This window comes from Bradyrhizobium sp. JHI2711 (genome assembly GCF_056156565.1).
Window position 1 is genome coordinate 999,419 of the sequence record NZ_JBPZPT010000001.1, and the last position, 17,542, is coordinate 1,016,960.

The 17,542-nt window shown below is 62.0% G+C and carries 19 protein-coding genes and 1 pseudogene; 10 read left to right on the plus strand and 10 right to left on the minus strand.

Annotated features, from left to right (window positions below; all coding sequences use genetic code 11):
• Positions 1 to 189 precede the first annotated feature (189 nt).
• Positions 190 to 1,437, plus strand: coding sequence for a glycosyltransferase (locus tag ACTEK7_RS04815; protein ID WP_225146694.1), 1,248 nt, complete (start codon positions 190 to 192; stop codon positions 1,435 to 1,437).
• 156 nt (positions 1,438 to 1,593) lie between these two features.
• Here ACTEK7_RS04815 and ACTEK7_RS04820 read toward each other — a convergent pair whose 3' ends face one another.
• Both ACTEK7_RS04820 and ACTEK7_RS04825 read right to left on the minus strand, forming a co-directional pair.
• Positions 1,594 to 1,947: a hypothetical protein gene (locus ACTEK7_RS04820; RefSeq protein ID WP_225146693.1), complete on the minus strand. Its 354-nt coding sequence runs from the start codon at positions 1,945 to 1,947 to the stop codon at positions 1,594 to 1,596.
• Positions 1,948 to 2,000: 53 nt separating this feature from the next.
• Positions 2,001 to 2,255, minus strand: coding sequence for a hypothetical protein (locus ACTEK7_RS04825; RefSeq protein WP_128261937.1), 255 nt, complete (start codon positions 2,253 to 2,255; stop codon positions 2,001 to 2,003).
• 167 nt (positions 2,256 to 2,422) lie between these two features.
• Here ACTEK7_RS04825 and ACTEK7_RS04830 point away from each other — a divergent pair, with 167 nt between their 5' ends.
• Positions 2,423 to 3,157: a DUF3750 domain-containing protein gene (locus ACTEK7_RS04830; RefSeq protein ID WP_225146692.1), complete on the plus strand. Its 735-nt coding sequence runs from the start codon at positions 2,423 to 2,425 to the stop codon at positions 3,155 to 3,157.
• A gap of 179 nt (positions 3,158 to 3,336) precedes the next feature.
• Here ACTEK7_RS04830 and copM read toward each other — a convergent pair whose 3' ends face one another.
• Entirely contained in the window at positions 3,337 to 4,740 is a 1,404-nt protein-coding gene (gene copM / locus ACTEK7_RS04835; RefSeq protein WP_225133076.1) for a CopM family metallochaperone, read from the minus strand.
• Positions 4,741 to 5,159: 419 nt separating this feature from the next.
• On the opposite strand from copM, the gene ACTEK7_RS04840 reads away from it, so the two are divergent.
• The 3 genes from ACTEK7_RS04840 (at position 5,160) to ACTEK7_RS04850 (ending at position 8,336) form a co-directional block, all read left to right on the plus strand.
• The gene (locus tag ACTEK7_RS04840; protein WP_225146691.1) at positions 5,160 to 5,978 is read left to right on the plus strand and encodes a hypothetical protein; all 819 of its coding nucleotides are present in this window, start codon (positions 5,160 to 5,162) and stop codon (positions 5,976 to 5,978) included.
• A 206-nt stretch (positions 5,979 to 6,184) separates the two neighbouring features.
• Positions 6,185 to 7,150: an ABC transporter substrate-binding protein gene (locus ACTEK7_RS04845; protein ID WP_225114123.1), complete on the plus strand. Its 966-nt coding sequence runs from the start codon at positions 6,185 to 6,187 to the stop codon at positions 7,148 to 7,150.
• 253 nt (positions 7,151 to 7,403) lie between these two features.
• Positions 7,404 to 8,336 carry a dienelactone hydrolase family protein gene (locus ACTEK7_RS04850; protein WP_225146690.1) on the plus strand — a complete coding sequence of 311 codons (933 nt, stop codon included), beginning with the start codon at positions 7,404 to 7,406 and terminating at the stop codon, positions 8,334 to 8,336.
• A 60-nt stretch (positions 8,337 to 8,396) separates the two neighbouring features.
• Here ACTEK7_RS04850 and ACTEK7_RS04855 read toward each other — a convergent pair.
• The 3 genes and pseudogenes from ACTEK7_RS04855 to ACTEK7_RS04865 form a co-directional block, all read right to left on the minus strand.
• Positions 8,397 to 8,618 (minus strand): annotated as a pseudogene (locus ACTEK7_RS04855) (GrlR family regulatory protein); the annotation flags it as partial.
• Positions 8,619 to 8,657: 39 nt separating this feature from the next.
• Entirely contained in the window at positions 8,658 to 9,275 is a 618-nt protein-coding gene (locus tag ACTEK7_RS04860; protein ID WP_225133072.1) for a class I SAM-dependent methyltransferase, read from the minus strand.
• Between the two features lie 324 nt (positions 9,276 to 9,599).
• The gene (locus ACTEK7_RS04865) at positions 9,600 to 10,304 is read right to left on the minus strand and encodes a hypothetical protein (RefSeq protein ID WP_225114126.1); all 705 of its coding nucleotides are present in this window, start codon (positions 10,302 to 10,304) and stop codon (positions 9,600 to 9,602) included.
• Positions 10,305 to 10,608: 304 nt separating this feature from the next.
• Here ACTEK7_RS04865 and ACTEK7_RS04870 point away from each other — a divergent pair, with 304 nt between their 5' ends.
• Positions 10,609 to 11,061, plus strand: a complete 453-nt coding sequence (locus ACTEK7_RS04870; protein ID WP_036022783.1) for a hypothetical protein — start codon at positions 10,609 to 10,611, stop codon at positions 11,059 to 11,061.
• Positions 11,062 to 11,163: 102 nt separating this feature from the next.
• Here the strand turns inward: ACTEK7_RS04870 and ACTEK7_RS04875 are convergent, their stop codons facing one another.
• The 3 genes from ACTEK7_RS04875 to ACTEK7_RS04885 all read right to left on the minus strand — a co-directional run bounded on the left by ACTEK7_RS04875 (position 11,164) and on the right by ACTEK7_RS04885 (position 13,984).
• Positions 11,164 to 11,985, minus strand: a complete 822-nt coding sequence (locus ACTEK7_RS04875; protein ID WP_225146689.1) for a tetratricopeptide repeat protein — start codon at positions 11,983 to 11,985, stop codon at positions 11,164 to 11,166.
• Between the two features lie 69 nt (positions 11,986 to 12,054).
• Positions 12,055 to 12,756, minus strand: a complete 702-nt coding sequence (locus ACTEK7_RS04880; protein WP_036022782.1) for a GrlR family regulatory protein — start codon at positions 12,754 to 12,756, stop codon at positions 12,055 to 12,057.
• Between the two features lie 193 nt (positions 12,757 to 12,949).
• Positions 12,950 to 13,984, minus strand: a complete 1,035-nt coding sequence (locus tag ACTEK7_RS04885) for a glutamine synthetase beta-grasp domain-containing protein (RefSeq protein ID WP_036000382.1) — start codon at positions 13,982 to 13,984, stop codon at positions 12,950 to 12,952.
• Between the two features lie 539 nt (positions 13,985 to 14,523).
• Between ACTEK7_RS04885 and ACTEK7_RS04890 the strand changes: the two genes are divergently transcribed.
• Complete coding sequence (locus tag ACTEK7_RS04890) at positions 14,524 to 14,727, plus strand: DUF2735 domain-containing protein (RefSeq protein WP_225146688.1); 204 nt, start codon at positions 14,524 to 14,526, stop codon at positions 14,725 to 14,727.
• Positions 14,728 to 14,837: 110 nt separating this feature from the next.
• Here the strand turns inward: ACTEK7_RS04890 and ACTEK7_RS04895 are convergent, their stop codons facing one another.
• The gene (locus ACTEK7_RS04895) at positions 14,838 to 15,164 is read right to left on the minus strand and encodes an MliC family protein (protein WP_225146687.1); all 327 of its coding nucleotides are present in this window, start codon (positions 15,162 to 15,164) and stop codon (positions 14,838 to 14,840) included.
• Between the two features lie 86 nt (positions 15,165 to 15,250).
• Between ACTEK7_RS04895 and ACTEK7_RS04900 the strand changes: the two genes are divergently transcribed.
• The 3 genes from ACTEK7_RS04900 (at position 15,251) to ACTEK7_RS04910 (ending at position 17,484) form a co-directional block, all read left to right on the plus strand.
• Positions 15,251 to 15,994 carry a tyrosine-protein phosphatase gene (locus tag ACTEK7_RS04900; RefSeq protein WP_036022792.1) on the plus strand — a complete coding sequence of 248 codons (744 nt, stop codon included), beginning with the start codon at positions 15,251 to 15,253 and terminating at the stop codon, positions 15,992 to 15,994.
• A 24-nt stretch (positions 15,995 to 16,018) separates the two neighbouring features.
• Positions 16,019 to 16,699, plus strand: coding sequence for an SDR family oxidoreductase (locus tag ACTEK7_RS04905; protein WP_225146686.1), 681 nt, complete (start codon positions 16,019 to 16,021; stop codon positions 16,697 to 16,699).
• A 98-nt stretch (positions 16,700 to 16,797) separates the two neighbouring features.
• Positions 16,798 to 17,484: a DUF2161 domain-containing phosphodiesterase gene (locus tag ACTEK7_RS04910; RefSeq protein ID WP_057029000.1), complete on the plus strand. Its 687-nt coding sequence runs from the start codon at positions 16,798 to 16,800 to the stop codon at positions 17,482 to 17,484.
• Positions 17,485 to 17,542: the final 58 nt, after the last annotated feature.

Sequence of the window (17,542 nt, forward strand, 5' to 3'; positions counted from 1 at the left end):
TCTGACCAGTGAGCAGAAGCTCGCGCCCGATTGCGACACATGGGTGGGGTGTGGTCAGTGAACTGGGGAGGGACAAACAACTATCGAGCCGCCAGCAAGTTTGATCCTTCCGGGAGATCAAAGCTTCATCAGAAGCGGCTTGTCTGAGCAGCGGTTGTCGTCCCAATCCATTTCTCAATGGTCAGAAACATGCGAGTCGCAATCCATACACTAGGCACCCGCGGCGACGTGCAACCCTATCTCGCCTTGGCGCTCGGTCTGAAGCAGGCCGGGCACGAAGTGCTGATCGCCGCGCCCTCGCAGTTCGAATCGTTCGTCGTGAGCCGCGGCATCGCTTTCGCGCATCTTCCGAGTGAATATCTCGCCCTCCTGGAAACCCCGGAAGCCAAGGCGGCAATGGCGGGCGGTGCGGGATTTATGGCTGGCTTCAGGATGCTGAAGGAGTTCAGGCCGATCGGCCGCAAACAGCTCAGCGCCGAATGGCAAGCCGCCCGACGATTTCGTCCAGAACTGATCATCTATCACCCGAAGGCCATCGCCGCGGCGCATATCGCAGAAAAGTTATCCTGCCCTGCCGTTCTGGCTTCTCCCCTGCCTGGCTTCACACCGACAGCAGCGTTCGCGAGCCCGCTCGTGCCGTTCCGCTCGCTTGGCCCCCTCAACAGACTTACGCACAGCGCGATGGCTCACAGCGCCTACGCCCTCTTTCGCGGGATGATCGGGGAATGGCGGGCCACCGAACTCCACCTCGCAAACATGCCGGAGAAGAAGCCGCGGCCTCGCGCGACGCTCTACGCCTATAGTCCGCATGTCGTGCCCGTTCCGCCGGACTGGCCGAATACTGTCGCGGTGACTGGGTACTGGTTCCTGGGAGGCGACGACGTTTGGCTGCCTGACCCGCAACTCCAGCGCTTCGTAGAGGGCGATGAGCGGCCTGTTTATGTGGGCTTTGGCAGCATGCCAGGTGTCGACCCGACGTCCCTGACGAAACTCGTACTGGAGGCATTGGCCAAGGCTGGGAAACGCGGCGTTCTAGCGGTCGGCGGCGGTGCTCTTCGAGGCGATCTCGGAGCCAGTCACGCCCATTTCATCCAAGGCGCACCGCATGCGCAGTTGTTCCCGCTGATGTCGGCCTGCGTCCATCACGGCGGGGCCGGCACTACGGGGGCTGCGCTTCGAGCTGGCAAGCCGAATATCATTTGTCCCTTCTTTGGCGACCAGCCATTCTGGGGAAGGCGGATCGATGATCTGGGCGTCGGACCAAGATCAAGAGGAGTGAGGAACCTTTCAGCCGATTGGCTGGCCGCCGCGATCGCAGAGGCCACCGGAAATCCGTTGATTCAGCAGCGAGCGAACCGCCTTGGCGAAGCGATCCGCGTCGAAGACGGCGTCGCAAGCGCGATTGGCTTCCTGCGAAGCCAACACCTTCTCAATTAGGCCCGAAATTGCACAGGCCGATTCAAAAGGCTCGAGTTGCAATGCAGGTGAGCAGCCCTTGCGGCCGATCAACACAGATGCCTGCTCCTGGTCCACTGCGAGGGAACGTCGACCAAAGCGCCGCCACAGCGAGTGGGCACGCCGCCTTGATCACCGCTACTTCTTAAGGATACCCGTGTTGGTGTTTCCAAGCTGCTGGATGGCGGCGTCGGCGGCTGGCGTGTTGTAAGACGGTCGAGATCCGCCGGCTTCCTGACCGGACGGGGTCACGCCGAGTCTCTGGCCCGTCGTTCCCTGCCCTTTTGCATTGAGCGTGTTAGGCCCCGGCGAACCGCCGGTTCCGCTCAGCGTCGTCCCGTTCGAGAGCGTCGAGCCACCAGCGCCGCCCGAACCGGTTGCGCCCGCCCCTCCAGCGGAGGAAGCACCTCCTGAACCGCCTCCTGAGCTTTGCGCCATGGAAAACGAGATGGTGCCCAGAAGGACAGTCGCCATCAAAACCAGAACCCTCATCGTCCACCCTTTCCTATGCCAGCGCCTGAAACCGCTGCTTCTTGTCACAGTTCCTAGCGGCGGCGAGCGATCCATGCTCCGGCCAGGAAAGCGACGAGCAAGGACCGTAACGGCGCCTTCACTGTCACCTCGCGCAACTGGTCGGCCCATCGCTTCGCCGGCTCTGGCGACGGCGTGCGGGCCTGCGGAGCAAAAGCTCCTCCTTGCTCTCCGGAACCCGGCCGCGGGCCTGAAGTCCGCTCCATGCCGCCCTGATCGTCCGTCAGCCCGGAGGCTTCCGTCATTGCCGCGGCTTCCTTCATGTCCATGCCCAAGCTCCATCCGATGACGGTTGCGGAACAACTCGATCGATCTCGTGCCCGTCCGACCGAGGTGACAGGCTCGTCCGACGACCGGGGGCGGCTATGGCGTCGACATCGATTCGAACTATATGCTTGTCGAAGATCCCCGCCGTACCGCTCCCTTGAAAAAGCCGTTGCTCATCTTTCTGTTCCTCGTCTTCGCACCGCTTGCCGCATCGGCGGCGAAATATTTTTGGCTGGATGATGGCCGCCAGAACTGGCAAACGGCCGATCGGTCCAGCGCGGGTCTATTGACCTCCGCGGCCGATCACCGTGAGGCCGTCATCCGGGTGTTCGGAGCAAGAACGGTGAGATGGCGCGGCATCTTCGCGATTCACACCTGGATCGTCGTCAAGGAGAAAGATGCGCCGACCTACACAAGGTACGACTACACGGCCTGGGGCGAGCCGATCCGCACCAACGGCTTCGCTCCGGACGGGCGATGGTTCGGCGCTGTGCCTGAAATCGTCGTGGCCGTCGATGGCGAGCGCGCGGAGGCGCTGATCCCGAAGATCAGGCATGTGGTCGAAAACTACAGGTTTCGATCCTATGGAGATTACAGCGTCTGGCCTGGGCCCAATTCGAACACCTTCGTGCAGGCCGCACTCGATTCCGTCCCTGAGCTCCGGGCCGTCCTGCCGCCGACCGCGATCGGCAAGGACTTCCCGTACACCGGCAAATGGTTCGGCGTAACGGCGTCCGGCACGGGCATCTACGCCTCGCTTGCCGGATACATCGGCTTCTCGCTCGGCTGGGTCGAAGGTCTGGAGATCAATTTCTTCGGCGCCGTTCTCGGCATCGACATCCGACGCCCGGCGCTCAAGCTACCTGGCCTCGGTCGGCTTGGGGTAACCCCCGGCCTGTCGTGATAGAGAGCGAACTGCTGGGTTGGCCGCACCGTTTGTGGACTGCTCAGTCCTTTCGTAAGAGCTTGGATCGATAGAAGAGCTGGCTGCTTACTGACGTGATGTTTGTTCCTGCCGAGCATCTGTTGCGCTCAAGCGGGACCAATCAGGACGACGGAGCCTGTCGCGCTCATCGCCCTTCCTCACGGTTGCGGAATGTTCTTCTGACTGAGCCATGTCCGCATCTCGCCGATCTCCCGCCTTTGGGTGTCGATGATCTCGCGAGCAAAGTGCTGGTTTCGAGAATCCTTGCCGAACTTGAGGACGATCTCGGCCATGTCGACTGCGCCTTGATGGTGAGGGATCATGCCGAGCACGAAGGCTGCATCGGGATCAGCGTTGGTGATGCCTCGCATCATCGGACCGTGCATGCGGTCCATGGCGGCGCGGTAGGCATCCGGAGCCGTCAACCCTATCGCCGCAGCGCCGTGCATGCCATGCGGATGTTCGGGGTTCGGCGTATGGGTCAGCCGCTCTCCAGCCAGCGTTCCGATGTCTCCTTCGAGGCCATAAATCGCAATGTGCAGTCCCCAGTAACCCGTTGTGAAAATGACTAGCGCCGCCGCAAGTCCGGTCGGGACGCCGGCAAGCCTTCGCTTGAGTGCGGGCAGGAAATGAACCTCACGACTATGATCGGCAGCAATGGCAACGACGACCGCCATGATGAGCGCGTGTCCGATCAGGTCGGTTCGCCCGAACGGATAGACCGCTGCGTTGAAGATGATGAAAAGAGCGATGGCCGACAGCCGGCGGACAAGCGGCGTCCAGATCAAGCCAAATCCCATCGTGAATTCGGCGACGCCCGCCATCGGGATAAACACGTCGCGCGGCATGCCGAAGGTCAAGAAGGGCTTTTCCTGCACGAGCGGGTAGAACCAGTCCGGATAGGCAAACTTTTCGAGGCTCGACCACATCAGCGCGATGGCGACGCCCCAGCGCAGCGCCTCGAAGCGATGGTTGCGCCATTCCGGATTGGATGAAGCCTCCAACACCAGATAGGCGGCGACACCGACTCCAAGCGCCAGGTAGTCCAGCAAATGGAAGACATCATAGTCGCGCAGCGCGAGTAGCCACAAGGCGATGATCCCGAGAGCCGCAAGTGGCTGCGTCTTGCGAGAGAAGATCAACCCGGCGATCAGGAGCTGGGTCCAGGACACCCATTCGGCCGGCGTTTTGAGATCTGGCGTCAGGTAGACGCCGCCGACGGCGAAGATCGCCACGAAGAAGGCGGCGATGACGACGCGCACGAAGTCGTCGAGGCGCATCCAGAGAGGGTCGGTGATGCGATCCATAGCCAGCAGGATCGTCTCGCCGGCGCTCGACTTCTCGATGGCTCGTGACGCGAGGAAGAATGCCAGCACGAGCGCAATGCCGGTCCAGAACCATACATTGGTCAACGTGGCCCCGATCGACTGTGGTGGCGCTCCGACAATATAGGGCGCAAACCATTTGACATGCGCGTGCGCCGGCACCGGGGCCGCCACCGATGCGAGGATGATCAGGGCCAGCAGGCAACCAGAGGAGCGAGGCGGCGCGGGATGGTTCAATTTCTGCTCCTCAGGTGGTGAGGTGACTAAAGCGTGATTGAGGCGGGGCGGTAGGAGACGAGAACGCCAGAGCATGATGTCAAGGCGATGGCTCTTTGATACTTTAGACGTTGCCAAGCGTGCTCCCTACCCCTTTTTTCATCGAGCTGCATCACGGCGGACGCGCGCTGTTGCCCAGAAGCTCCACGCGCCCAACCTGTCCTGTTTCCCTGGCTGATGCTATGCAATCCTGAGCGCGCGTGCCGCCGTGGCAGCGGGCTATTGCGCCAGGTAGCCGCCGTTGATCACAAGTTCGGCGCCGGTGATGTAAGCGCGACTGCACGCGTCGAAGGAGGCTGTGAGCTGGTTCACATGCTGTCTTAGTTAAACGGAGTACGGTCGGAAGAAGCCGGATAAGGGAAAGCCATCGCGTCGAAACGGTGGCGCAGCGTCCGCTGCCGGAATGGGCTTTTTCGGTCCAAACATTTTTAGAAAAGTCATTTGCCATGTGTATTTTCACAAGCCGAGCCCGGTGCGCGGCAGGTAATAACCATTCAAACCGAGTTTGCCTCACCGTTTTGGCTTACATACTCTCGGCGGCCTGCGTCGTTTCCTTTGCGAGCACCGCGTCCGCTCAATGCGCGGCGCGCGACGTGTTGCAAAACAAGCTGAAGCTCAAGACGCGCTCGGCCCCGGCGTCGCAACAGCCTATTAAGTCCGCGCGCGACGTTGCGACATGGAAAACGATCACAATAGGTACCTTCGCTGACTCTCTTGCCTTGCGCAACGAACTCGATAGCAAGGGCTGCAATGTCGGTGGTCAGGCCGCTGAAATCCTTGCTAGGCCGACGTTCACCGTTAGCTCTCGGAAGACATATGTGGAGCTTCTCGATCTATCGCCTGCGCAGCTTGGATTCACGTCCGATACCGTGACTTTGGCTAACGTTTACGCACGCGCCCAGCAGTTCGGCCTCGAACTCGCTGCGGCCGAAGTCGGCCCGCAATTGCGTCTCCAATATTTCGACCAGCCTATCGGCGAATTTCTCATCATCGGAATGGACCCGATCAAGACATGGAACGGCGAGCCGATCATTCTGAATGTGGCAAATGGCGGTGCCGGATTGATACTCATCGGCCAGGATGGTCGCTCCGAAGCGGATATACCCGCGGCGTCCCGTTTCATTTTCGTTCGATCCCATCGACCGGCAGCCAGCCGCGACGTCGTCGGGCCAATAGCAGGAGCCTTTCCGCCGCCGTGAGCGGACCGGTGCGCATTTGCGTCGAATGTCAGCTCATTGGCCCTCCAGCCAAACTGCCCATGAACTGCCGCGACGGCTGCTCTCGGAGAGAAACCGGACCGGACGCAGAGCGGTCGGACCGCGGATTTTACCCGAAACGGACATTCGGCCGCATGGACCGGCGACAAAATGTAACTACGTTGATCTGTCATCCTGGTGGGTGCCGGATGAAGCGGAGAGAGTTCATTGCCGCTACTGCGGCGTTGCTACTTTCACCAGCGGTAGCGCAAGAGATCCGCCGCCGCATAGGCTTGCTCTTTGTCAATGAGCTGCCACCCGCTTGGCAGAGCGCATGGCTCGACGGCTTGCGAAACCACGGCTGGGTTGAGGGAAAAAATCTGACCTTTGAGTACCGATTTGCCCGATCCCAGGATCGCTTGCCTGCTATGGCAGCAGAACTGGTCGCTGTTGGTGCCGATGTTCTTATGGCCGGCAACCCACAGGCAGCTGTAGCCCTGAAATCGGCAACCGCCAGCGTACCGATCGTATTCGTGGGTGTGGCCGATCCCATCAGGATCGGCCTCGTCAATAACCTTGCGCGTCCGGGCGGCAACATCACAGGTCTCGCGACTTTCGTGCCGGGTCAGTTCATCAGCAAACAGATCGAAATATTGCGCGAGCTGGTTCCTACTGCCTCGAAAATCGCTGTGGTAGCCAACCCGGGCAATGCCATCCACAAGTTCGTATTGGCCGAGGAGTTGCCCCAAGCAGCCAGGAAATTAGGCTTGAATTTCGTGATTGTGGAGGCGGCGACTGCCGAGGAACTGGACACCGCCTTTGCCGCAGCCGCAGCACAGCAACCAGATGCAATCGTTCCTTTTGGTGATCCTTTGACCCTGCGCAATGCTCCGCAAGTTGCGGCGTTGGCGGCGAAGCATCGCCTACCGGCGATTTATCTCAGCCGACAATTTGCCACCCCTGCTGGATTGATTTCATACGGTCCCGATTACCCCGATTTGTTTCGTCGTGCTGGCGGCTATGTCGATAAAATCTTGAAAGGTAATAAACCTTCTGAATTGCCGGTTGAGCAGCCAACCAAATACGAGTTGGTGATCAATCTTAAGGTAGCCAAGGAGCTGGGTCTCACGGTCCCACCTACACTACTTGCTCGCGCCGACGACGTGATCGAATAGGGTGGCACTTCCGGTTATGGCCGATCTGCGAAGTTGCGACACATCTGTCGGAGGTCCGCTTATGGCGGTAGAGTGGACAAGATTTGCTCAACCTGAGTTCCTTCGCATTTCGACCCAAGGCCGACATGGCCGGGCGTCATCTGAATGCGCGAGCACTTTCAGCCCCTATCGAAGCGCTAGTCTGCCCCGCTATGATGTCGGTTCGAGCAGGGGAAATGGGCATGAGGCGGCGGAATTTTTGAACCCAGCGAACATGGATTATTTCATTCAATCTCACCGCAAGAGAGTACGTACGCTCGCCAAGTGGCTCGGCGTGATTGCTGCCGTTGTTTGGCTGAATCCACATAATGCCAGCGCTCAGGGGTTGTTGGCTGCCGCTACAGGCGCAAAGGATCTGACGTTTCCCGATTCGCCGTCTGCTAGCCCAGCAGACGGTTCACGTATGATCTTGCTCAAACCGAAGGGAGCCGGACCGTTTCCTGCTATGGTCCTGCACCACCAATGCGGCGGTCTGCGCACCAAAGGCGGCCCGAACAGGTCGATGGGCGCCTGGGCGCAAGCTGCGGTTCAGCAAGGCTTTGTAGTGCTTTTGATAGATTCCCTGGGACCTCGCGATGTCGATATGGTGTGTTTGGAAGCGAAGAAGGGCGTTAACTTTCCGCGCGGAGTACGCGATGCTCTTCAGGCTGCTGATCACCTACGAGCCTTTCCATTCGTCGACAAGCAACGAGTCGCCCATGTAGGGTTTTCCTGGGGTGCAATGGTCGCGCTGCTGGGCAGCAGCAGCAATTGGCGAGCAGCTGCGCCAGGCAGTGAAGCATTTACAGCAGCTGTGGCGGTGTATCCGGGTTGCTTCTCAATCCAACCCAAAGCAGGCTCTCCATATGAAATCGTTCAGACCAAGATTGACCGTCCTACTCTGGTCTTGATGGGCGATAAGGATACCGAAACGCCGCCGGAAGAATGTATTCCCAAACTTCAAGCGGCAAAGAACGCCGGTGCGCCCGTTGAGTGGTACACCGTCCCGAATGCTACGCATTGTTGGGACTGTCAGCACCTGAACGGGTTCTCAAAGATCGATTTTCGTGGCACTAAAGTGATCTACCGATACGACCTAAGCGCAACCCGCGAGGCGCAACGACGAATCTTCGCGTTTCTGGAAAAAACCTGGGGCACCGGCCGCTGACATCCAGATGCGCGACTTGAATGTCGCCTTCGGAACAGATGCGACGGAATTATCGGCAACTTACGCCCTTCGCATCAGCTTGAGCGAGGCCGCAAGCCGCAAGCTCCGCTTTCCCGCGAGCGTGATGCCTTCGAGCTCGCCGCTGTCCTCCGTGCAGGTCCCGGAGAAGAGGATGCCGACCTCGAGGCTGCCGAACACGGGGTTCTCGCCTTTTGCCGGCGTGTGCTCCTGGTTCAGGATCTCGCCCTTCCAGCACCCATCCGCCGAGGAATAGGCGCCGAGACAGGCCAAGCCCCGATTGCGATGGCTTGATCGCTTCACCTACCGCTTTGTCGCCAGCACAAGAGCCGGTTGGTTCGCGCTATCCTCCGCGAGGTGGACATCCATACCGACGCGTTGGAGCGCTGCGGATACGTCGGCCAGCGCGGGAAATGTGTAGATTTCCGGTGGGAACGACGCGATCGCTTTCGGGTCTGCATTCGTCCGGAACAGCAGTCCGAGACGGCCACCGGGCTTCAGCACACGCGCGATCTCGCGCAGCGACGTCTCGATATCCTTCCAGAAATAGAGCACGTGGACGCACTGGACCTTGTCGAACACGCCGTCCGGAAAGGGCAGCGATTCCGCGGTCGAGAGGACCAACTCCACGCGAGCGGCTTCGATGAGCGACCGGTTCCGTTGCGCAGCGATCTCAATCATCAGCTCGGAGAGGTCCAGCCCGACGATGTGGCCCCGCGGAGCTCTCGCCGCTAATTCCATCAGGCTGCGACCATGACCGCATCCGATATCGAGCACCTCATCGTTCTGCTCAATGCCAAGCGCATCCATCACGCGCAAATTCTGGCCCCAGGTCTCGCGCGCCATTAAGAAGGCAATGAGTCGGCCGAGGAGGCCGCGGGCATTCCGCGCATGTTCGGCGATGAACTGAGGACGACGCATCGAGAATTCCAGTGCTCCAAATACTAGCTGGCAACGTTGCCTTAAGTCTGCAGAACTGGCTCGCCGGAATTGAAACGCAGCTTGTCGTTTCTGAAATATCTCCGCAGAATCAGTGCGCTGAGGCGGCGGCGTGCAGCGGCAATTTGCCATGGCTGCTTAAATAGGTCCGGCCTCCCCGTCTCACGCGATTCGCATTATCACGTTGCTGAAGAAGGACCGCGAGCGGGTTTGATTGGAGACTCCCGCGAACTTGCTGACATTCGGACGAGGCCTGAGGTCTGCTTCAGCTCACGAAGCGGGCACCTGAGCCAATGAATGTGCGTCCTACGCCCGTCGCATCAGCCTGAGCGAGGCCGCAAGCCGCAGGCTTCGCTTCCCCGCAAGCGCGATGCCTTCGAGCTCGCCGCTGTCTTCGGTGCAGGTCCCGGAGAATCCGATGCCGACCTCGAGGCCGCCGAACACGGGGTTCTCGCCTTTCGCAGGGGTGTGCTCCTGGTTCAGCATCTCGCCCTTCCAGCGCCCATCCGCCGAGGAATAGGCGCCGAGATAGTAGAAGAACGCATCGCCGCCGAGGATGCGCCCGTCGATCAGCAGCATCACGCCGGACAGTCCGGCATCGACGCCGTCGAGAGCGCGCAAGCCCATCCCATAGAGCCCGTTGGCGATGCCGCCCGGTCCGACCGTTCCGCTCGGCGGCAAGCCTTCGTCGTCGAGGCGCGTGAGATTGGCCCAGAACCTTGCGCCTGGCATGGTGTCCGCGCCGCCCTCGAGACGGATCTGGTTGCCGTAGAGCCGGCCACGCGCTCCGATCGAGGCGACGTCGGCGCCCATCAGCGGCTTGTAGCTGGGGTCGAGGTTGTGCCGCTCGGTGATGACCTGGGCGATGATCTCGCCGTCGCGCTCGACATAGGTACCGAGATGCGCGAAGCCAGAATTGCCGCCCAGCATCCTTCCGTCGTGCAGGCACATGATGCTGCAGCCGAACCCATCGTTGACGCCGTATTCAACCTTGTAGAGCCCGTCCAGCAACGTCCTGAACCTGCAAATTGAGAATGAATTGCGGGCTACCTAGCATCGACGCCACAGCGAAGCCACCGGCTTTTCCGCGCATCGCCACCCCGGGGACCTCCGCCCGCCATGATGCCATTATGCTCCTGTTTTGCCCGACGGGTCAAAACTTCACTTCGTAAAACCCGCAGTCAATGATTTCAGGGACTTGGGTACTGTGCATGGGGTTGTTTTGGAGGTTTGTTTGCCGGTCTCCGAAAAAAGCTCCCTCAGCCGATCGGCGCCAGGCTCGAACCTGCTCCCACGGACGCACGACCAATCGCGCATGGACACGCAATCAGCCGAGGACGAGCTCAGCGCGATCATCGCCGGCGCCGCGAAGCAGCCGCTGCTCGATGCCGCCTACGCGCTCTGGCGCCAACGCTACCGCCTGGAGGCCATCGCGGGCCGCCCCACCGCCGAAGAGGTCCGGGTCAATCGCACCTTCTCGCCGGAGGAATTCATCATCCAGTACCGCCATGAACGCGCCCACGCCCATGAAGGGCCGATGTTCGGCTATGTGAAGCGCGCTCATCCGCGCGCCGACGATCAGGCGATCCGGCAAGCCATCATCACGGCGGTCAAATTCGAAGACGCCTACAACAAGCACTTCGACTGGAACGGCGATTTCGAGGATTGCGTGGCGCGCGCGGTGAAACAGGCCGCGCGGAAATATCCGCATTATCTCGAGACCACCTACCGCGATGCCCGCAACGATCTCGCCTACTACATGAAGTGAACTAGAGCATGATCCGGAAAAGTGTGAAGCGGTTTTCCGAAAAGATCATGCTCAAACAATAGGCTAAAGCGCGATGACGATTCATCCTGATCGCATCGCGCTTTAGAAGCACAGCGTGGTGACCAGCCTGCCCTGCTTGTCCTTGATCGCATAGGGACAGCGAATGCGCTCCAGCGCCTTCTTGGCATCCTCGTCGCCGAGCGCGGCAGCGCGCTCGTAGTAGGCCTTTGCGGCGTCCTTGTCCTTCGCACCGCCGCGCCCCTCCTGCGCGAAGGCGCCCATCCGCTCCAGCGCGCCTGGATGGTTTTGCGCCGCCGCCTTCTCGAACAGCGCGCGCGCCGCGACATCGTCCTTTGCGCCGCCATCGCCTTCAGACAACATCAGGCCGAGCTGGTACTGCGCTTCCGCATTGGTCTCGGCGGCCTTGCCGAGCAGCGCACGGGCTTGGGCGGGATCGGCCGGCGCGGCGCCACCTGCGCCACCGAGCGCTGCGAGATTGCTGACGCCGCGCGGGTTGCCGGCCTGCGCCGCCTTCTCGAAAAGCTTACGCGCCTGCGCCTCGTCCTTGGCGACGCCCGAGCCGGTGGCGTAGGTAACACCGAGCTCGACCATGGCCGCACTCGATCCCTTGTCGGCCGCCTTGCGCCAGGCCGCGATCGCCTCTGCGGTCTGCCGGTTGGCCGCATAGGCGCGGCCGAGTGCGAACATCGCACGCCGCGAGGAATTTGCCGCCTGCTTGCAGAATTTGATCGCTGTCGCGACGTCGGACGCCGCGATGTCGGTTACGCCCTTCACGTCAGCCGGCTTGTCGGGATCGCTGGGATCGGCGGCGAGACGGTCACACAACACGAGGTCGGCCGATTGCGCCTGCGCCGTCAGGGGCGCGGCGAGCGCAAAGAGCATGGCAAGGAGGAAAGTCCGCATGATCGTCACGTTGCGTCTGTGGCCCGGCAAATTCAAGGCTCAAGTCGGTTCGCGTCTGCGATGGGTGGCTCAGGCGCGATGCATCAGCTTGAGCGCTGCGGTCAGGCGCAAGCTCCGCTTGCCGGCCAGCGCGGTTGCCTCCAGCACCGCCTGCTCCGCGTCATAGCTGCCGGAGAAGCCGATGCCGACCTCGTGGCCGCCGAAGATCGGATCGTCCTTGGCCGGCGTGTGCTCCTGGTTGAGGATCTGGCCCTTCCAGCGTCCCTTCGCGGCGGTGTAGCTGCCGAGATAATAGAAAGCCGCATCGCCGCCGAGGATGCGGCCCTGGTTCAGCAGCATCACGCCGGTGAGTCCGCCGTCGAGGCCGTCGAGCATGCGCAAATGGATGGAGTAGAGACCGTCGCTGATGCCGGCTTCGCCGACGCCGCCGGCGATCGGCACCTCCTCGTCAGTGATCGGCGTCATCAGCGACTGAAACGGAACGCCCGGCAGCTCCTTGAGCTCGCCTTTGAAGCGATAGAGATCGCCGTCGGCCCAGCCCTTCGCGATCAGGGTTGCATCGTCGGTGCCGGCCATGGCGCGGTAGCTCGGATCGGGATTATGGCGGACGGTCTTGATCACGATGTCGACGCCGCTGCCCGTCTTCTCGTAGCTGCCGATATGGGCGAAGGCCGAATTGCCGCCGAGCATCTTGCCTTCGCCGGCATGCATCACGCTTCGGCCGACGGTATCGCCGAGCTGAAATCTCACTTTGTAGAAGCCTTCAATCACCAGCCGTGTCCCCGGCCCTGCGCGCATCCGGATGCACTCTATCCCGCTTTCGGCGGCGATGGACAAGTTTCGCGGCGCCCGGGTCGGCAGGCACAGGAACGGTTGTCATCAAAATGCAAAAATCCGCCGGAGCCTTCGCTCCGGCGGATTGAATGCCAACCCGGGCCAGCCCCCAGCCCGGGCCGGGAGGATCTTAGGCCGCGGCCTTCTTGTCGGTCGGCACGGACGAGATCGTCTTCAGGATCTGCGAAGCGATCTGGTAGGGGTCGCCTTGCGAGTTCGGACGGCGGTCTTCCAGATAGCCCTTGTAGCCGTTGTTGACGAAGGAGTGCGGAACGCGGATCGAGGCGCCGCGATCGGCAACGCCGTAGCTGAACTTGTTCCACGGCGCGGTCTCGTGCTTGCCGGTCAGACGCTTGTCGTTGTCCGGGCCGTAGACGGCGATGTGGTCCATCAGGTTCTTCTCGAAGGCGGCCATCAGCGCCTCGAAATACTCCTTGCCGCCGACTTCACGCATATAGGCGGTCGAGAAGTTGGCGTGCATGCCCGAGCCGTTCCAGTCGGTGTCGCCGAGCGGCTTGCAGTGGAATTCGATGTCGATGCCGTACTTCTCGGTGAGGCGCAGCATCAGGTAGCGGGCCATCCACATCTGGTCGGCAGCGGTCTTGGAGCCCTTGCCGAAGATCTGGAATTCCCACTGGCCCTTGGCGACTTCCGCGTTGATGCCTTCATGGTTGATGCCGGCAGCCAAGCACAGGTCGAGATGCTCTTCGACGATCTTGCGGGCGACGTCGCCGACGTTCGAGTAGCCGACGCCGGTGTAGTACGGGCCTTGCGGCGCGGGATAGCCGGCGGTCGGGAAGCCGAGCGGACGGCCGTCCTTGTAGAAGAAGTATTCCTGCTCGAAGCCGAACCAGGCGCCGGAATCGTCCAGGATGGTGGCGCGCTTGTTGGACGGATGCGGGGTCTTGCCATCGGGCATCATGACTTCGCACATCACCAGCACGCCGTTGGTGCGCGCACCGTCCGGAAACACCGCGACCGGCTTCAGCACGCAATCGGAGCTGTGGCCTTCGGCCTGCTGGGTGGAGGAGCCGTCGAAGCCCCAGAGCGGAAGCTGCTCGAGCGTCGGGAACGACGCGAATTCCTTGATCTGAGTTTTGCCGCGCAAGTTCGGAGTCGGCGTATATCCGTCGAGCCAGATGTACTCGAGCTTGTACTTGGTCATTGAGCCTCTCTGTAGATGATGCGAAAGGTTGGGGGCCCGGGAGGGCCCCCGCACGTTTGTACCCGGCCATCATCGGCCAGCCTTTCCCAAGCATTTCGCGTGCCAAAAGGCCGCAGTACGGGCGGTTTTCCACCGCTTCCGGCTCCTCTTCGCCACAGACGGGCCCTCCACGGCACCGTGCGTCATAGCCGCGCACCTCGGCCCGAAGCTGCACTGCAAAAATCCGGCGGAAAACGCCCGATTTAGAAGCAGCGGACGCCGACCGCGCATTGCCGATGAAACGCGCATCAACGTCCGGTAACTTTCGCAAACTCCCCCACCCCTCCTCAGCAACCTTCGGAATGGCCCACGCGTTGGTCAGCGGTAGCGTGCCTTGGAGGATGCAGAAGGCTTCCTGCCTACAAATTGAGCGGAAACTGATTTCCTTTTCAGCACTTTCCAATCGGGGATGAGCGGCCGATATGGGGATTCCAGTAACCACAATCGAACGAGTCGGGCGCACCATGGAGGCCAAGGCGCTTCGACCAAGGAGAATCGCAATGATGAACAATGGTCTGAGTCACGGATCTGCAAAGATCTACCAATTCCCCGTCGGCGGCCGTGCGGCCCTCGCCGGACGCCGCTATGGCGAGGCCCGCCTTCCCGCCGATCAGGCTTCGCTGCCCGCGAACGTCTCGATCTGCAGCGACAGCTGGTATCACCAGGATGCGGTCGACGAAGCCAAGCCCAAATGGGAACGCTGATGCCAGCTGCTGGTCTGACAGTGCCGGGCTTTCGCAAGCGGCCGGCGGCAGTTTGAAAAGGGTCGAAACAACGGCGTTTCGGCCCTTTTTAGTTCCAGGTGCGCCCGCGCCTAGATCCCGGGCTTGTCGACCACCGCGCAGGCCGTAACCGGCCGCTTCAGGTGTTTGACCGTAGCGGGCCCGGTCTTGGGAATCCTCAGCGTGACTCCCGCCCCCGAATAGCGCATCCCCGAAACCGCCAGCCGCTTGGCGAGCGCAACCGGCTGGCCATCGATCTGGACGAAGGCCCGCTTGTCGTGGTCATAAAAGCCCAGGATGAACTGCGTACCATCGGCGCAGCGGTAGGTTTGGAAGGTCTGCGCATCGGCCTGCCGCGCACCGAGCATTGCGCCCGCCAGCATGCTGACCGTCAAAACAATGGCCTTGTGCCGGCCCATGATCGCCCCCTGTAATAGACCGCAAGGACGCCAAACGTGCATCCGGTGGAACCATAACCCAAGCTGATCCCATGCAAGACTCCTCCCTGAAGGACTCCCCCGCCCGCCATCTCGCCCTTCAGGGTGCGAGCAATTTCCGCGACCTCGGCGGCTACCCGACCATTGATGGCCGCACCACACGCTGGCGGCACATCTTCCGCTCCAACCATCTCGGCCAGCTCACTGCTGCCGACATCGAGGTCGTCCGCGCGCTTGGCGTGCGCAGCGCGTTCGATTTCCGTGGCCTGGAGGAGCGCGCGGCCGGCATCTGCGTCGTGGACGAGATCACGGTGCATTCGCTGCCGATCGAACCGACCGTCGTGGCCGGGCTGCGCGCCGAGCTCGCGAAGGGCACGCTGACCGCGGCCGTGGCGCTCGAGCTCATGCGCGAGTCCTATCGCAATTATGTGCGCCACAACACGCACAGCTTCCGCGCGCTGTTCGGTCATTTGCTGGAAGATCGCGCGCCGCTCGTGATTCACTGCACCGCCGGCAAGGACCGCACCGGCTTCGCCAGCGCGCTGATCCTGCATGCGCTCGGCGTGGCGGACGAGGTCATCGCCGAGGATTATCTCTTGACCAACCGGCACTACAAGCGCGACCCGTCGAACGTCTTCGATCTGCCCGCCGACGTCCTCGACGCGATCGGCAGCGTCGAGGCCTCGTACCTTGCGGCCGCTTTTGAAGCGGTCGGCAGCGAATATGGCGATCTCGAAACCTATTTGCGCGACGGGCTCAAGCTCGGCACGGCAGAGCGAGACGCGCTGAAGGCGCGCTATCTGCAAGCATAGGGCGGCTGTGCCGGGAGAACGATCATGCAAGGCAAGATCTTGATCGTGACGGGCGCACGCGGCGCGCTCGGCAAGGTGGTCGCAGAAACGGCGCTGGTACGCGGCGCGCGCGTGGCCGGCATCGATCACGCACCTCCGCAAACCGCCGCAAGCGCTGACCACATCGACATCGGGGGCGTTGACCTGTCCGACCCAGCGCAGGCGAGAACGGCCGTCGATGCGGCGGCAAAGCATTTCGGCCGGCTCGACGCATTGATCAACATCGCCGGCGGCTTTGCCTTCGAGACCGTCGGCGACGGCGATATCGCGACGTGGCAGCGCATGCATGCGCTGAACGTGCTGACCGCGCTCAACGCCTCGCGTGCGGCGTTGCCGCACCTTGCCAAGTCCAAGGCCGGCCGCATCGTCAATATCGGCGCCATGGGCGCACTGCAGGCCGGCAACGGGATGGGCCCCTATGCCGCGTCGAAAGCCGGCGTGCATCGCCTGACCGAGGCCCTCGCAAACGAGTGGAAGGGCAAGGTTACCGTCAACGCGGTGCTGCCCTCGATCATCGACACCGCGGCCAACCGCGCCGACATGCCGAAAGCCGACTTTTCCAAATGGGTGACGCCGCAGGAGCTCGCCGAAGTCATCCTGTTCCTCGCCAGCGATGCCGCGAGCGGCGTCACGGGCGCCCTGATCCCGGTCGGTGGCCGGGTGTAGTCGCGTTCCGATCAAAACGTTAGAGGCACCGGCTCCGATTCAATCGGGGCCGAGAACGCTCTAGACTGGCTGCAACTGATTCTCCGATCGGACGTCCCTTGGAAACCGCGCTTTACCTGCCCGTCAAACGCTTCCTCGAAGAGCTCGGCTTCACGGTCAAGGGCGAGATCGGTGGTTGCGATCTCGTCGGCCTCAGCGCGGGCGATCCGCCAGTGGTGGTGATCGGCGAGCTCAAGCTTGCCTTTAATCTCGAGCTGATCCTGCAGGCGGTCGATCGCGCGCCGGCCGGTGACGAGGTCTGGATCGCAGCGAAGATGTCCGCGCGGGGCAAGGGACGCGAGAGCGACGCACGCTATCGCAATCTCTGCCGCCGCCTCGGCTTCGGCATGCTCGGCGTGACCGATCGCGGCCAGGTCGAAGTGCTGGTGAAGCCGCCGACCGCGGCGCCGCGCCGCGAGCCGAAGGTGCGCTCGCGTCTCGTCGCCGAGCATCAGCGCCGCCAGGGCGACCCCGTGCTCGGCGGCAGCACCCGCGCGCCGATCATGACGGCCTATCGCCAGCAGGCGCTGGCCTGCGCGTCGGCTCTTGCCGAAGGGCCGAAGCCGGTGCGCGAGCTGCGCGAACGCTGCCCCGATGCCGGCAAGATCTTGCTTAACAATGTGTATGGCTGGTTCGAACGCACGGAGCGGGGAATCTACCGGCTCACCGAAGCTGGACACGCCGCCCTGAAACGTTGGCCTCAGCAACGGGTGGAGGTCGGCGCAGGTGCTGCGTCACCGCTGTGACACCAGACCGGTGCATAGCTGAGATGCCGCACCGATTTCATATTGCAATGCAACATTG